General features: G+C 74.3%; 14 protein-coding genes. 6 read left to right on the forward strand and 8 right to left on the reverse strand.

The annotated features are described in order from the left end of the window. Nucleotides 1-105 precede the first annotated feature (105 nt). Nucleotides 106-669, reverse strand: a complete 564-nt coding sequence (locus ABZY33_RS32195) for a CGNR zinc finger domain-containing protein (protein WP_356495252.1) — start codon at nt 667-669, stop codon at nt 106-108. A 93-nt stretch (nt 670-762) separates the two neighbouring features. Here ABZY33_RS32195 and ABZY33_RS32200 point away from each other — a divergent pair, with 93 nt between their 5' ends. Both ABZY33_RS32200 and ABZY33_RS32205 read left to right on the forward strand, forming a co-directional pair. Then, nucleotides 763-1431, forward strand: a complete 669-nt coding sequence (locus ABZY33_RS32200) for a LysE family translocator (RefSeq protein ID WP_356495253.1) — start codon at nt 763-765, stop codon at nt 1429-1431. A gap of 420 nt (nt 1432-1851) precedes the next feature. Beyond that, nucleotides 1852-2193, forward strand: a complete 342-nt coding sequence (locus ABZY33_RS32205) for an STAS domain-containing protein (protein ID WP_356495254.1) — start codon at nt 1852-1854, stop codon at nt 2191-2193. Between the two features lie 123 nt (nt 2194-2316). Here the strand turns inward: ABZY33_RS32205 and ABZY33_RS32210 are convergent, their stop codons facing one another. Beyond that, nucleotides 2317-3312: a MerR family transcriptional regulator gene (locus ABZY33_RS32210; protein ID WP_356495255.1), complete on the reverse strand. Its 996-nt coding sequence runs from the start codon at nt 3310-3312 to the stop codon at nt 2317-2319. A gap of 93 nt (nt 3313-3405) precedes the next feature. Between ABZY33_RS32210 and ABZY33_RS32215 the strand changes: the two genes are divergently transcribed. Beyond that, on the forward strand, nt 3406-4902 hold the full coding sequence (locus ABZY33_RS32215; RefSeq protein ID WP_356495256.1) for an alpha/beta hydrolase: 1497 nt from the start codon (nt 3406-3408) through the stop codon (nt 4900-4902). A gap of 22 nt (nt 4903-4924) precedes the next feature. Here ABZY33_RS32215 and ABZY33_RS32220 read toward each other — a convergent pair whose 3' ends face one another. From ABZY33_RS32220 to ABZY33_RS32245, 6 genes are all read right to left on the reverse strand, one after another. Further along, nucleotides 4925-5992, reverse strand: a complete 1068-nt coding sequence (locus ABZY33_RS32220) for a hypothetical protein (protein WP_356495257.1) — start codon at nt 5990-5992, stop codon at nt 4925-4927. Beyond that, a complete protein-coding gene (locus ABZY33_RS32225; protein ID WP_356495258.1) occupies nt 5992-7608 on the reverse strand; it encodes a M48 family metallopeptidase in 1617 nt (538 codons plus the stop codon). Before ABZY33_RS32225 ends, ABZY33_RS32220 begins: the two co-directional genes overlap by 1 nt. 172 nt (nt 7609-7780) lie before the next feature. After that, nucleotides 7781-8440 (reverse strand): response regulator transcription factor, encoded by a 660-nt coding sequence (locus ABZY33_RS32230; protein WP_356495259.1) that lies wholly within the window; start codon nt 8438-8440, stop codon nt 7781-7783. Further along, a complete protein-coding gene (locus ABZY33_RS32235) occupies nt 8437-9630 on the reverse strand; it encodes a histidine kinase (protein ID WP_356495260.1) in 1194 nt (397 codons plus the stop codon). The genes ABZY33_RS32230 and ABZY33_RS32235 overlap by 4 nt, the downstream gene beginning before the upstream one ends. After that, entirely contained in the window at nt 9627-10460 is an 834-nt protein-coding gene (locus tag ABZY33_RS32240) for a CPBP family intramembrane glutamic endopeptidase (protein ID WP_356495261.1), read from the reverse strand. The genes ABZY33_RS32235 and ABZY33_RS32240 overlap by 4 nt, the downstream gene beginning before the upstream one ends. 218 nt (nt 10461-10678) lie before the next feature. Further along, complete coding sequence (locus ABZY33_RS32245; RefSeq protein WP_356495262.1) at nt 10679-11581, reverse strand: MBL fold metallo-hydrolase; 903 nt, start codon at nt 11579-11581, stop codon at nt 10679-10681. 158 nt (nt 11582-11739) lie between these two features. On the opposite strand from ABZY33_RS32245, the gene ABZY33_RS32250 reads away from it, so the two are divergent. From ABZY33_RS32250 to ABZY33_RS32260, 3 genes are all read left to right on the forward strand, one after another. Further along, nucleotides 11740-11958 (forward strand): hypothetical protein, encoded by a 219-nt coding sequence (locus ABZY33_RS32250; RefSeq protein ID WP_356495263.1) that lies wholly within the window; start codon nt 11740-11742, stop codon nt 11956-11958. Beyond that, entirely contained in the window at nt 11945-13372 is a 1428-nt protein-coding gene (locus ABZY33_RS32255; RefSeq protein ID WP_356495264.1) for an amidase, read from the forward strand. The genes ABZY33_RS32250 and ABZY33_RS32255 overlap by 14 nt, the downstream gene beginning before the upstream one ends. 30 nt (nt 13373-13402) lie before the next feature. Further along, nucleotides 13403-13885 (forward strand): helix-turn-helix domain-containing protein (locus tag ABZY33_RS32260; protein ID WP_356495265.1); only part of this gene is annotated, 483 nt, incomplete at its 3' end.

A 13885-nucleotide genomic window follows, 5' to 3' on the forward strand; every position in this document is an offset into this window, starting at 1 on the left:
ACGGGTCCGGTCAGCCGGCGGCAGCCGCCCGGCGGCTGCGAAGATCACCGTGCCACTGCCGGACTGACGCGGCGCGGTCCGCGCGCCGGGCTGGTACGGGTCCGGTCAGCCGGCGGCGGCCGCCCGGCGGCTGCGGAAGGCGGCGACCCGGGCCCGGTTCTGGCAGGTGACCGAGCAGAAGCGGCGTCGGCCGCCGGGCGACTGGTCGATGTACACATCGGCGCAGTGGCCGCCCGCGCACAACCCGATGCGCCCCCGTCCGTGCTCGGCGAGGTAGGCGCGGAGCGTGACGGCGACGGCGGCGAGCAGCGCGTCGTCGGCCGTCGCCACGGACCACAGGGCGCGGAACGTGTCGTGCGGCGCGGCCGCCAGCACCGGACGCGCTCCGGCGGCGGAGAGCAGCCGGGTGAGCCGGTCGGCGCAGCCCGGCGCGTCGGCGGCGGCGAAGACCGGATGGATCGCGTCCGCCACGCGGGCCACGGCGTCCGCGTCCAGCGCCTCCCGGACCGCACCGGGCAGCGCGAGGTCACCGAGGGAGTCCAGGGAGGGCAGCGGCTCGTCGGTCCGCCGGCCCTCCTCGCGGGGCCGGGCCCCCCAGCCGTTGACCAGATCGACGAGTACGTCCGGGGTCAGCACGGACACGGTGATGGTTCCGTCTCCATAGTCCATACCTCCACCGTAACGCACTGAGCCGCTTCTTCGCGTTGCAGGGACGGACTCTTCCCGGTAACGTCATCAGTGGCCTTTACGCGTTACGCGGAGATGTCCGTGCAGACCCTGGAGGAGACCATGCTCGACCTCACACTCCTGCCGGCCTATCTGGTGGCCGTAACGCTCGTCACCGTCGCCCCGGGCCCGGATGCCGCGTACATCGTGGCGGTCGCCGTCGAGCGCGGACCGCGGGCGGGCCTGCTCTCCGCCACCGGGATGGCGCTGGGCATGGTCGTGCACGTGACCGCGGCGGCGCTGGGCCTCGCCGTCCTGCTGAAGTCCACTCCCCTGGCGCTGACGGCGCTGGAGCTGGCCGGTGGCCTCTACCTGGGCCGGCTCGCCGTGAAGACCTTGCGCACCGCCCGCAAGCCCCTCGCGCACGCCACGGCGGCGCCGCCCGACCGCGACGTGCTGCGCCGGGCCGTGGTCACCAATCTGCTCAACCCGAAGACGGTGCTCTTCTTCGCCGCCTTCCTGCCGCGCTTCACCAACCCCGACCGGGGCGCGCTCTGGCTTCAGCTGCTCACCCTCGGCCTGATCTTCCTCGCGATGGGTCTGGTCTGGGACAGCACCATCGGCCTGTGCGCGGGCCGGCTGGGACAGGGGTTGCTGCACGGCCCCAAGGCGGCCACCACGGTCAACGTCGCGGCCGGACTGACCTTCGCCACGCTCGCCGGGCTCCTGCTGAAGGACGTGGTCAGCGCGGCATCCGCACTGTGACGGTGTCCTCGGCGTCGGTGAGGGTGAGTTCCGTCCGGATGTCGGGCCCGGACGCGAAGTGGATCTTCTGACGCAGGCGCCCGCACAACCCTCCGCGGAGCCCTGGCGGCGCCGCCGGGTCCGCGGATGTCGCCGCACCGGCGCATTCCCCAACACGCCTTCCACCAGCGCGGATCGTGTCGGGGGCAGCGGTCGGACGCGGCGCCGCGGCGGGCGGGCACTGGCCGGGACAGTTGTCGTTGTGCAACGATGCCAGGACGAGAGATTGACCGGCGTCCTGCTGCCTCGGCGACAGGGGACCGGTCCACGGAGACCGGGCATCGCCCCCTACACGGGCATTCGGTTCCCGTCATCGTCGCCCGGCCGCCTCGAGCGGCGCCGGAGCGGCGGTGGGCTCACAACCCCCGAGAGGGGGCCGACGTGTTCGTCACGACCGCCATCGACGGCGATACGGCCGTCATCAGCCCGCGCGGTGAGATCGACTTCGACGCCCTGCCCGACCTGCTCGCCGCTCCCACGCACCTCCCGCGTACCGTCACGCGGGTGGTGTGGGATCTGCACCAGGCCACTTTCATGGACATCGCCGGGCTCCACCTCCTCGCGGGCCAGCGCGACGCCTGCCGGCGCTCGCACCGGGAGCTGACCGTCACCGGTCTCGGCCGCCAGGCGGAGCACCTGCTGCTCCTGGCCCGGAGCGTCTTCCCCGCCTACGACTTCGACGAGTTCCTGCCCTCCGACGCCTCCCCCGCCCAGGTGGCGTGATACGTGCCACCGGTCGGTGAACGCGGTCAGACGCCGTCGCCCGGCGGTTCGCGAGGCCGGCGATCCAGGCGCTCGCATCCTGTCCGCACCACGCACCGCTGCCCCCCGCGGGGCGCCTGACCGCTACGCCGCGAGATGGGTGTCCAGCGCCGTCCGCAACCAGTCGTGCGCGGTGCCCGGGGTCGGCTCCGGGCGGCCGCCCTCCGGGGTGAGCAGCCGCTCGACCAGCTCCCAGTAGCCGTCGAGCCGGGGATCGAGCGCGAGTTGCCGGGCCAGTGCGCGACGGAACGCGGGGGTGTCGCGGCGGCGGAGCACGCTCGCGTACGTCGCCACGAAGCAGTCGAGCGCGTCGCCCGCCTCGGGGTCCACGCCCCCGCGCATCCGCACGGCGGCGAGATCGTAGGCCTGCGCGAGTCCGGCGTAGAGCAGGGCGGACTCCGCGGGGCCCGCCGCCCGGTGTGCGGCAGGCTGCGTGGGGCGTGCCGCGGGACCGGTCGGGCAGGGGCGTCGCACCAGGGCGCACAGCCGCGCGAAGGCGAGGACCTGCGCGGGCGACGGCGTGTCGGGCGGCTGGGGAACCGCGGCGTCGAGAAAGACGGCCCGCGCCTTCGCCGGCATCCGCGGTGGCAGCCAGGCCCGCCAGAACCGGGCCAGCGGCGCCGTGCCCGGCGGGGTGTCCAGCGCGCCCACGAGATGCAGCCGCTCCGCCCGCTCCTCCGGCGCGGCTTCCTGGACCGCGCGCAGCGCGGACTCCTGCCAGCGCAGCGCGCTCAGCCGGGAGCCGAGCGTGTGCAGGTGTGCCGCCACGGCGTCCTCCAACGCCCCTTGCGCGCCGGCCCGTTCGTCGACGATGCGGCGCACCTGGGAGACGGGCAGCCCCAGGTTGCGCAGGGAGCGGATGAGCGCGAGCCGCTCCAGGGCCCCGGGGGCGTAGCGGCGGTGCCCTCCGGCGCTGCGCGCACGCTCCGGCAGCAGGCCGCTGTCGGAGTAGAAGCGGACGGTCTTCACGGTGGTGCCCGCCCGTTCGGCGAGTTCGCCGATGCTCCACAGGCCGTCGGACGCCGATGCCGACGGGGAGCGGGACGCGCGGTCGGGGCCGGGCTCGGGCGACGGCGGCACTTGAACCTCCCTCAGGGGGAGTTCCTAATCTAGCGGCCACCGCGGTGGGCCGGTGCGACGGCCGCCCGTGACGGAGTCGCAAGGAGTGGGGAAATGCCGGAATTCGTGCTGGTTCCCGGGGTGTTCACCGGCCCGCAGGCGTGGCGGGCGACGGCGGAGGAGCTTGCCGCGCGGGGTGCGAAGGCGCATGTCGTGGACCTCGGCCCGGGGACCGGCCTGGAGACACACATCGACCGTGTGGTCGCGGTCCTCGACGCGATCGGCGCGGCCGGGGACGAGCGGGACGTCGTCGTGGTCGGGCACGACTACGGGGTGTACCCGGCGGTGGGCGCGGCCGACCGGCGTGCGGAGCGGGTCGCCCGGCTCGTCCACGTCGACACCGCTCCGGTGCGGGCCGGTGTACCGGCGCTGGCCGCCCTCGCCGACCAGGAGGTGCGCGAGCGGCTCACCGCGGCCGGTGTCACGACAGGTGAACTGCCGCCGCCCGCGCGGGAGGAGTGGCGGCGCTGGGGAAGCACCGCCGGCCTCTCCGACGCGGACCTCGACCTGCTGACCGCGTCCGCCGCCGCGCAGCCGCTCGGCACGCTGACCCAGCCGTTGCGGCTGACCGGCGCGGCGGAGCGCCTTCCGAGCACCGGTGTGCTCTGTGCGGGCAGCGGGGCGAGCCTCGCCACCCTCCGCATGCTGACGAGCTTCGGCGATCCGGTGCTCGCGGCCCTGGCCCGGCCCGGCGTCACCTTCTTCGAACTGCCCACCGGGCACTGGCCGATGCTCTCGTGCCCCGGGGAACTCGCCGAGGTACTGCTCGCGGCCGCCGCGGGCGAGGGGGCCACTCTCATGACAGCGCAGGAGGAGCCGGAGACACCCGCCTATCAGCGCCCGTTCCTCCTCGACGTACCGCCGGTCCCCCGCGAACGCCGCGGCGCCCTCGACCTGTACGTACCCGAGGGCGCGGAGGCGGCCCCGCGCCCCGCGATCGTGTTCGTGCACGGCGGCCCGGTACCGGCCGGGGCCGAGCCCACCCCGCGGGACTGGACGACGTTCGTCTCGTACGGACGGTACGCCGCGCACCAGGGCGTCGTGGGGGTGACGCTGGACCACCGGCTGCACGAGGTCAGCGCCTACCCGGCCGCCGCAGGGGACCTGGCCGCCGCGGTGGCCGGGGTGCGCGCCGATCCCCGCGTCGACGCGGACCGGATCGCGCTGTGGTTCTTCTCCGGCAGCGGGCCGATGACGGCTCCGTGGCTCAGCGAGCGACCGCCGTGGCTGCGGTGCCTGGCCGCCTGTTATCCCATCATGGCGCCGCTGCCGGGCTGGGGCGTGAACGATCCCCGTTTCCGGCCCGCCGAGGTGGTGGCGCGCGGTGGCACGCCACCGTTCGTCCTGGTCCGGGCGGGGCTGGAGAGCTTCGCGGTCGCGGCGACGGTCGCGGAGTTCGTCGCGGCGGCCGAGGCGGGCGGCGCCCCGCTCGATGTGTTCGACGTGCCGGACGGGCGGCACGGCTTCGAGGGTCTCGACCACACGGACAGCGCGCGCACCGCCGTGCGGGAGGCGATGCGGCGCGTGCTGGAGCGGCTCGGGCGCGGGTGACGCGTCGCGGGCCCCCGTCACGTCACCGCGCGGCGGGATTGCGGTGCAGGACCTGCGCGGCACAGTAGTCGCGCACCCGCGCGTACCGCTGCGCCGGGTCCCCGTAGTACGACCACGGTGTCGTGCCCGCGTAGCCGTCCACCGGGCGGAACTGCTCCAGTGCCTCCTCGTACCGGTTCTGCCAGTACAGGAAGTGGCCGAGCATGTGGCGGGCCGGCGGGAGGCGCCGGTCGTGCGGGTCCTTCGCGTGCGCCGCCGCCACGTCCGCGAGCGCCGCGTCCGTCGCCGCGACGATGTGGGGCTGCTGGTAGTAGGTGCCCGGGTTCAGCGTCTCGTCCGTGATCTCGTACTCGAAGTACGCGTCCAGCACGATCGTGGACAGGAGCTGGCCCGCGGCGCCCTTCGCCGCGGCCGCTCTGCCGAACTCCTCCGCCGCCTCGTGCGAGCCCCGCCACTTCGCGCACCAGTACTGGAGCGCCGCGTGGTGTGCCCCCACGTGGTGCGGGTCCCGCCGCTCCACCTCGGCCCACAGCGCCGCGAACGTCTCGTGGTCGTAGCCGAGCCCCATCGCCAGCGGCAGCTCCGCGATGAAGGGGCACGGGTCGTCACCGGCCCACTCCTGCGCCGCGGCGAACGCCTCCCGGGCCTGCGCGAGGACCCGGTGGAACCCGGCGAACTGCTCCTGGGTGGTGGCGCCCGCGAGGCCGCCGCCGCGGACCTCCCAGGCCAGGTCGACCAGCGACCGGGCGTTCACCAGCGCCGCACCGGGGTCCTCGCGCCGGGCGGTGCGCCAGGCGAGCAGCCAGCCGTCGTCCGCGACAGCCTGTGCGGCAAGGGCGCCGCAGCGGCGGTGGCGCTCCGCCCAGTCGCGGCCCGCTTCCTCCAGATAGGCGGCTCCCGCCCGCCAGTTCCCCGCCAGGACGGCCGACCTGACCTCCTCGAACCGCGGGTCGGGGGCCATCGCCGCGCCACCGTCGATCCCTTCGGCCGCAACGAGCCCGAACTGCCTTGCTGCTGCCGCGAGTTGCTTGTCGCTGAAGGAGCCGACGCGGTTCGGGTTCGTGCCGCGTCCCTTGCGGAAGAGGCCCATCAGATCGTCTCCCGCTCGCGCGTGCCGCCTGTCGCACCGGCCGGTTCCAGCACCTGCCGCAGCCCGGTGGTGTCCGGCACGTCCGCCACCGCCGCGTCCAGGGCGCGGGTCAGCTGCTCCTCGGAGGCGCCGTGCAGGCGCAGCAGCGCCGAGTCCGACCAGGACAGCTCGAAGTGCGCGCCGCCGCGGGCGATCAGCTCGGTGACGGTCAGGTCGCGGAGCAGGTCGTGCAGCCGGGGCCGGACCAGCTCCCGGGCCGCCCGGCCCGTCGCGGCCGCCGCCTGCGCGGATTTGGGCAGCCGGTCCGCGACCTGCCACAGCGCACCGCCGTCGATCGCCGCGAGCACCGCGTCGAACGAGCCGTCCGCGCCGGTCACCTCGCGCACGGCCTGCCGCAACGGCTGCGTGGCACCGTCCGCGTACGTCGTCATGGACTCGTGGACGAGCTGCGCCCAGTCGGCGGTGCGGCGCATCGTGAGCGCCTCCGGGGTCAGCGACACGTGTTCGAGGGCGGCGAACGCGGCAGCCGGATCGGCCAGCAGGCCGAGCGCCGGTCCGGCCGTGCCCGCCGCGTGCCCGTCGTCGGGAAGCCGCTCGATGCGGGCCACCCGGTCGGCGGTCGGCGGGTGCGTGTCGTAGGCGGAGGGCTCCTCGTCGGGGAAGGTCTCGCGCAGTTCCCGCAGTTCGGCCGAGCGCGCCTTCAGAAGGTGGCGCAGGCCGCCGTAGACCTCGCCCTGGGGCGGCAGCAGACCCGCGTTCGCCCCGAGGCCCGCGTAGGCGTGCAGATAGAAGCCGAACGCGGCGTCCAGGACCGGGATCTCGCGCAGCGCGGACGCCGTCGCGGCGCGGCCCGCGATCCGCGCGGCGGTCAGGTCGGCGGCGTACTCCTGGCGGCGCATCGTGCCGCGCATGGACCGCACGTAGAACTTTCCGTACCAGATGAAGGGCTTGGCGGCGAGGCGGTAGCTCAGGCCCGCCGAGCCGGTGTCGATCTGCCGGGCCGTCTTCCCCTTGGCGACGCGGCGTGCCTGTTTCTCCTCGGCCTTCATCCGCTCGTCGTCCACTTTGGCGGCCGAGCGTCGCAGCAGTGTGGAGACGGTGCGGGAGACCTGCTCGAAGCCGCGCCGGTTGATCGCGCCGAGCCGGGTGTCGGCGTTGGAGTAGTGGCCGAACTCGTGGGCCAGTACGGAGACGAGCTGGTCCTCGTCGAGGCCGCTCAGCAGCGGCATGCCGATCAGCAGCACCCGCCGCCCGGTGACCAGGCCGAGCAGCCGTGACTTCTCGTAGACGGCGGCGTTCACCCGGGGCACCAGGTAGATCTCGTCGGGCGCGCGGGTGCCCGTCTGCTCGGCGAGCCGGCGCACGGCGGCCCACAGCCGCGGCTCCTGGCTCTCCTCGACCCGCAGCCCGTCGGCCGGCGGTTCGAGGCGCGGGCCGCGCACCGCGAACATGCCCTGCACGATCGGCACGCCGACGACGAGGCTGAGGAAGACGACCTTCAGTGCGGCGAGGCCGTGGCCGCTGTCCGCGACCAGCCACCAGTCTGCCGCGGCCAGGGCGCCGAGCAGCGCCAGCCCGACCAGATAGAAGCCGAGCAGCAGCACGAGCGCGCGCACGGCGCGCAGAGTAGAGCCCATCGGGCGGTTCCCCCCACGGAACGGAGCAGGCCCCACCGGACGGTCCGCGGACGGATGTCGATCTCGGCGAGGCAGAAGACAGCACCATAGATGTGGGGGGAACGGGAGTCTCCCACAGGGTTGGTCCTGAGCCGGGACCGGGCCGCGGGCATCAGGTCGCCAGGCCGTGGCGGTAGGCGTAGACGACGGCCTGCACGCGGTCGCGCAGCTGGAGCTTGGCGAGGATGCGCGAGACGAAGGTCTTCACGGTCTCCTGGCTGATGACAAGGGCCGCGGCGATCTCGCTGTTGGACAGGCCGTCCGCGATGAGGCGCAGCACCTGCAGTTCGCGGGGGGTGAGCGGGGTGGGGCGGGCGGCGTGGTCGGTGGGGCGGATGCGGGCGGCGTACCGGCCGATGAGCTGCCGCGTCACCTCGGGGTCCAGGAGGGCCGCGCCCGTGGCCACGGTCCGTATGCCGTGCAGCAGCCGGCCGGGGGGCGCGTCCTTGAGGAGGAAACCGCTGGCGCCGGCGCGCAGCGCGTCGTACACGTACTCGTCCAGGTTGAACGTGGTCACCACGAGCACCTTGACGGGATCGGGCGCGCCGGCACCGGCCAGCAGGCGGGTGGCCTCCAGGCCGTCGAGGACCGGCATGCGGATGTCCATGACGACGACGTCGGGCCGGAGCGCGCGAGCGAGTTCGACGCCGGTCCGCCCGTCCGCGCACTCGCCCACCACCGCCATGTCGGGCTGGGCGTCGATGATGGTGACGAGGCCGGTGCGGACCAGCATCTGGTCGTCGCAGACCATGACCTGGATCGGTGCGCTCATGAGGTGCCGTCGGCGGGGATGCGGGCCCGGACGGTGAAGCCGCCGTCCCCGGCGGCGCCGGCGCTGAAGTCGCCGCCCAGGATGGAGACGCGCTCGCGCAGGCCGGCCAGACCGCGTCCGCCGCCGGCGGTGGCCGGGGTGCGGGCGCCGGTCGCGTCCGTGCTGACCTCTACGGTGATCTCCCGTTCTCCGTGCCGCAGCCGCACCGAAGTCGGGCTGCCGTGGGCGTACTTGAGCGCGTTGGTCAGTGCCTCCTGCACCACCCGGTAGGCGACGAGGTCGGCGCTGCCCGTCGAGGGCGGCGGGGTGCCGTGCTCGGTGAAGTCGACCGGCTGTCCGGCCAGGCGGGTCTGCTCGACGAGGGTGCGGACCCTCCCGGCCGCCGGCGCCCTGACCTGCGCGGCCTCGCCGCGCGCGGCGCCGGGGCCGTTCTCCGTGCTGTGGTCGGGGTTGAGGACGCCGAGCAGGTGGCGCAGGTCGGTGATGGCGCGGCGTCCGGTGTCGCTGACGGCGGTCAGCGACCGGTCGAGCCGCTCGGGGGCGGCGGTCAAGTAGCGGGCGGCTTCCGCCTGGACGACCATCGCCGTCACGTGGTGCGTCACCACGTCGTGCAACTCGCGTGCGATGCCCGCGCGTTCGGCGGTACGCGCCTGCTCCGCGACGTGCTCGCGGCGTTCGGCCTCGGCGTGCCGCGTGGACCGCAGCCACGCCCCGGCCGCCCAGGCCGCGGCGAGCACCAGGTAGAACGTGACGAACTCGTCCGGCGTCTCGGCGCCCGAACCGAGCAGGGAGAGAGCGACCGCCAGCGGCAGGTACGCGACGGACAGCAGGACCACGGCGGTACGCCGGTGGTGTGCCAGGTGGGAGCCGGCGCTGATCAGCGCGATGGGCAGCACGGTACCGGCCGCCGAGTGGTAGCCGCGTACCTGGTCGAGGGCGAAGCCGCACGCCACCAGGGCCAGGGAGACGGCCGGCCACCGGCGGCGCGCCGCGAGCGGAAGGCATTCCAGAGCCAGGCAGACGGCGGTCAACGCGTCGAAGGGGCGGGTCGGCAGGTCGCCGACCTGCGTGCCGTGGCCGCGGAGCCCCGGCAGGAACGACGCGGCCAGGAACAGGACTCCGAGCGGCAGGTCGCGCACGGTGACGTCCAGCCGGCGCCATACCTGCCCGGCCCCGCGCGGTGTCGTCACCGGGCGAGTGTAACGAGGGCACCCACGCGCTCGGCGCGCCGGCGGGGCACGACGGTGCCGCGCCGGTGGGCCAGCCACAGGAAGGTGAGGGTCAGCAGCGCGCCGGCCAGTACCGCGTACACGCTGGCTTCCGGCCCGAACTCGCCGCCCGTGATCAGCCGCGGTCCGGACGTCGAGGCGTCGAGGAGTCCGTGCGTGGCGCCGTTGCCGGAGACCTCGGTGCCGAAGATGCCCGACTCGGCGAAGTTCCAGCCGAAGTGGAGCCCTATCGGCAGCCACAGCGAGCGGGTGGCGGCGTACGCGGCGGCGAGCATGCCGCCGGCCTCGATGGCGATGGCGAGGGCGCCGAGCAGGCTGGCGTCCTCGTTGAGCAGATGGCTCGCTCCGAACACCGCGGCGGAGAGGGCCAGGGCGAGGTACGTGCCAAGCCCGCGCTCCACGAGCCGGAAGAGCAGGCCGCGGAAGATCAGTTCCTCCGTGACCGCGGCGGCGGCCATGAAACCGGCCAGCTCGACCGTGCCGGGGGCCGAGCCGAGCCCGTGGACCTGATAGTGGCCGAGGAAGGCGATGTTCGCTATGACGCACGCGAACATCGCCACGCCGATGAGCAGGCCCCGCAGGACCGCCCGCGGCGCCCCCTGCGCGGCCAGCTCGGTGACCGGGCGCCGTTCGGTGCGTCCGACGGCCCACCGGTAGACGAGGAGCGAGAGCACGACCGTCAGGGCGCCGACGAGAAGGGTGAGCCACGGGCTGCCCTGCGCCGCGGCGGCACCCTGCCCACCGGCCGCGGCCACCGCGACGACGGCCAAGATCTGCCCCACCCGTTTCATGACGACTCCCGAGTCAGTTCGTCCCCGGTCTCCGGTACGGTCCGGGCCGGTCCGTGGCACTGGAGCCGCGGCTGCTCCGAACCCTAGGAAAACGGTGATCAGGAGTCGTCACCTGACAGTGGACACCTCTGCGTAGCTCTCCCGGGGGACGAGCGGGGGACGAGCGGGCCGGCGGCTCCGGTCTGTGGAAGGAGCCGTCCGGGGTGAACAGGCCCGGGTCAGCGCCGCGTTGACGGAACGACCGGCGACAGGTGGTAGTCCGCTCCCTCGTGGGCCACGACGCGGCCCGCCGTCGGCGGCGCGAAGTGAGTCCCGAGGACGAGGGTGTCCGTGCCTGCGAGCGAGGCGAGCAGCGCGCGGCGGGTGGCCTCGGACCGTACGGGATCGATGTCGACGCAGGCCCCGATGGCGGGGTGCGCGAGCTGGACCGGATGGTGGACGCAGTCGCCCGTGATCACCGCGGTCGCGCCGTGGCTGCTGAGTTCGACCGCGATGTGGCCGGGGGTGTGCCCGGGCGTGGGGAGCAGACGCACGCCGGGGGCGATCTGCGTGCCGCCCGCGGGGACGTCGACGAGGTCGAGCAGGCCCGCGTCCTCGACCGGGAGCACGGAGTCCCGGAACATCTGCGCCCGGGCCTCGTCCATGTCGTACCCGGCCCAGAACGCGCGCTCGGCGCGTGCGGTGACGTAGCGGGCGCGGGGGAAGGTGGGCACCCAAGCGCCGTTCACCCGGCGGGTGTTCCAGCCGACGTGGTCGGCGTGCAGGTGGGTGAGGATCACCAGGTCGACGGAGTCCGGCGGGAACCCCGCGGCGTCGAGGCGCCGGAGGTAGTCGGTGTCCAGGTCGTGCCAGGCGGGGTTGGCCCGCTCCTTGCCGTTGCCGATCCCGGTGTCCACCAGGATGCGCAGGCCGCCCTGGACGAAGGCGAAGCTGTGGCTGTCGAGGAGCAAGAGGCCGTCGGCGTCCGCGAAGTGGGGGCGCAGCCACTCCTCGTGGGCGACGACGTCCGCGGTGGCGTCGGGCAGGAGCCAGGCACCGGTGGCGGGCGGCAGCGCGACCTCGTCGATCCGGTGGACGGTGACGTCACCGAGGGTCCAGGCGGCCGGTGTCGGGGGATTCACGGTAGGGCCTCTCCTTGCGGGGCGGGGGCGGGGGGGTGAGTGCGGGCACCGGAGCCCGCTAAAGCGAAAAGTTTGCGTTAGTGGACCGTAAGGCCCTACGGTCCACTAACGCAAACTTTTCGCTTTAGTCTCCCGCGATCGTCCGACAGGAGAGCCCCATGGCGTCCTCCCCCGTCGCCCTCAGCCCCGCGCAAGCGGCCCTCTGGGCGGCCCGCGCCGCGCTGCCGCTGCCCGCCGACCGGCACGCCGTGGTCGCCGCCACCGCGAACCACATCCATCGCGTCGTCTCGGTCCTGCGCGAGCTGGACTTCGGTGACACCCCGCCCGCCGCCGCGTACCGCGCCGCCGAACAGGAGACCCCCGATGCAACCGTATGAACTCTCCCTGGCCGCCGCGGCGGACGCCGTCCGGGCCCGCCGGCTGTCGCCCGTGGAGCTGGCCGACTCCGTCCTGGCCCGCGCCGCGCACACGGAGCCGGGGCTTGGCGCCTACGTCGCCGGCTCCGTCTCCGTCGAGCGGACCCGCCGGGCCGCCCGCGAAGCCGCGGGCGACATCGCCGCCGGGCGCTACCGAGGTCCGCTGCACGGCATCCCGATGGGGCTCAAGGACCTCATCGACGTCGCGGGCACACCGACCTCGGCAAGCTCCCGCGTACGGGCCGGCCACCGGGCGCGCGCCGACAGCACCGTCGCCGCCCGCCTGGCCGCGGCCGGCGCGATCCTGGTCGGCAAGACGCACACGCACGAGTTCGCCTACGGGCTGACCACACCGCAGACCAGCAACGCCTGGGACACCGGCCGCGTCGCGGGCGGGTCGAGCGGCGGCTCCGCCGTCTCCGTCGCGGCGGGCACCTCGGTCTTCGCGCTCGGCACCGACACCGGGGGATCGATCCGCGTGCCAGCCGCGCTCAACGGGGTCGTCGGCCTCAAACCGACGTACGGTCTCGTCCCCCGGCACGGCGTCACGTCGCTGTCCTGGTCCCTGGACCACGTCGGCCCGCTCACCCGCACCGTCGAGGACGCGGGCCTGGTCCTGTCCGTCCTGGCCGGACACGACCCGCGCGATCCCGCGTCCCTGGCCGTCCCCCCGGCGGATTACCGTCCGCGCACGGGCACCGACCTCACCGGCATACGTGTGGGGGTGCCGCGCACCTACTTCTTCGACCACGTCGATCCGGAGGTGGAGGCCGCCGTCCGCAGCGCCATCGACCAGCTCCATGCCCTCGGCGCGCATCCGGTCGAGGTCGACGTCCCGATGACCCGTTACCTCCAGGCCATCCACTGGGGTCTGATGGTGCCCGAGGCCACCGCCTACCACGAGGACACCTTGCGCAGGGTCCCCCAGCTCTACCAGGACGACATACGCCTCCTCCTCGAAGCCGGTGCGCTCCTGCCCGCCGGTGACTACCTGCGCGCCCAGCGGGCCCGCACCCGATTGCGACAGGAGTGGGCACACGTGTGGAGCGAGGTCGACCTGATCGTCGCCCCCTCCGTCCCGGCCACTGCGGTCGCGGCCGGTCAGACGAGCCTCACCTGGGCCGACGGCACCGTCGAGGGTGTCTCCGACGCATACGTACGTCTGTCGTCGCTCGCCAACATCACCGGAGCGCCGTCCCTGTCCGTCCCCGTGGGCCACGACGCGGCGGGCCTGCCGATCGGCATGCAACTCATCGGCAGGCCGCTCGGCGAGCACATGCTCCTGCGCGCCGGCCACGCCTACGAACAGACCCGGCCCGCCCGCCCTCTCGCCCCCGCGGGGCGGTCGGCGCCGGGCGTGCGGCCGGTTCAGTAGACGCGATCATGTCGCTTTAGGCTGGGTGTCATGAGCAGGCAGATGGCGCGTCCCGGCGGACGCAGCGCCCGGGTCCAGGCGTCGGTCGACGCCGCCGTGCGCGAACTCTCGGCAGAGGTGGGCCGCGACGCGCTGACGGTGCCACTGGTCGCCCAGCGCGCGGGGGTGACACCGTCGACGATCTACCGGCGCTGGGGTGACCTGCAGACGCTGCTGTCGGACGTGGCGGTCGAGCGGCTGCGGCCCGAGACCGCCCCCGAGGACCACGGTGACCTCGCGTCCAGCCTGACGGCGTGGGCCGAGCGGTTCCTCGACGAGATGGCCTCCCCCTCCGGCCGCGCCTACATCCGGGACGCCCTGCTCGGTGACCCGGACGGCGACAACGCGGGCCAGTGCTCGAACTACGCCGCCGAGCAGATCGGGCTCGTCCTCGGCCGCGCGGCCGAGGCCCTGTTCCTCCAGGGCGCCCTCCAGCTCGTCGGCGACCTCGTCGAAGTAGCCGCCGTAGGGGCG

The organism is Streptomyces sp. NPDC006552 (assembly GCF_040611655.1).
GTDB lineage: Bacteria > Actinomycetota > Actinomycetes > Streptomycetales > Streptomycetaceae > Streptomyces.

Bases quoted from the DNA above. Each gene is read 5' to 3' on its own strand.
- ABZY33_RS32195 (WP_356495252.1), bottom strand. From the start codon at position 669: ATGGACTATGGAGACGGAACCATCACCGTGTCCGTGCTGACCCCGGAC.
- ABZY33_RS32255 (WP_356495264.1), top strand. From the start codon at position 11,945: ATGCAACCGTATGAACTCTCCCTGGCCGCCGCGGCGGACGCCGTCCGG.
- ABZY33_RS32220 (WP_356495257.1), bottom strand. From the start codon at position 5,992: ATGGGCCTCTTCCGCAAGGGACGCGGCACGAACCCGAACCGCGTCGGC.
- ABZY33_RS32230 (WP_356495259.1), bottom strand. From the start codon at position 8,440: ATGAGCGCACCGATCCAGGTCATGGTCTGCGACGACCAGATGCTGGTC.
- ABZY33_RS32215 (WP_356495256.1), top strand. From the start codon at position 3,406: ATGCCGGAATTCGTGCTGGTTCCCGGGGTGTTCACCGGCCCGCAGGCG.
- ABZY33_RS32250 (WP_356495263.1), top strand. From the start codon at position 11,740: ATGGCGTCCTCCCCCGTCGCCCTCAGCCCCGCGCAAGCGGCCCTCTGG.
- ABZY33_RS32200 (WP_356495253.1), top strand. From the start codon at position 763: ATGTCCGTGCAGACCCTGGAGGAGACCATGCTCGACCTCACACTCCTG.
- ABZY33_RS32240 (WP_356495261.1), bottom strand. From the start codon at position 10,460: ATGAAACGGGTGGGGCAGATCTTGGCCGTCGTCGCGGTGGCCGCGGCC.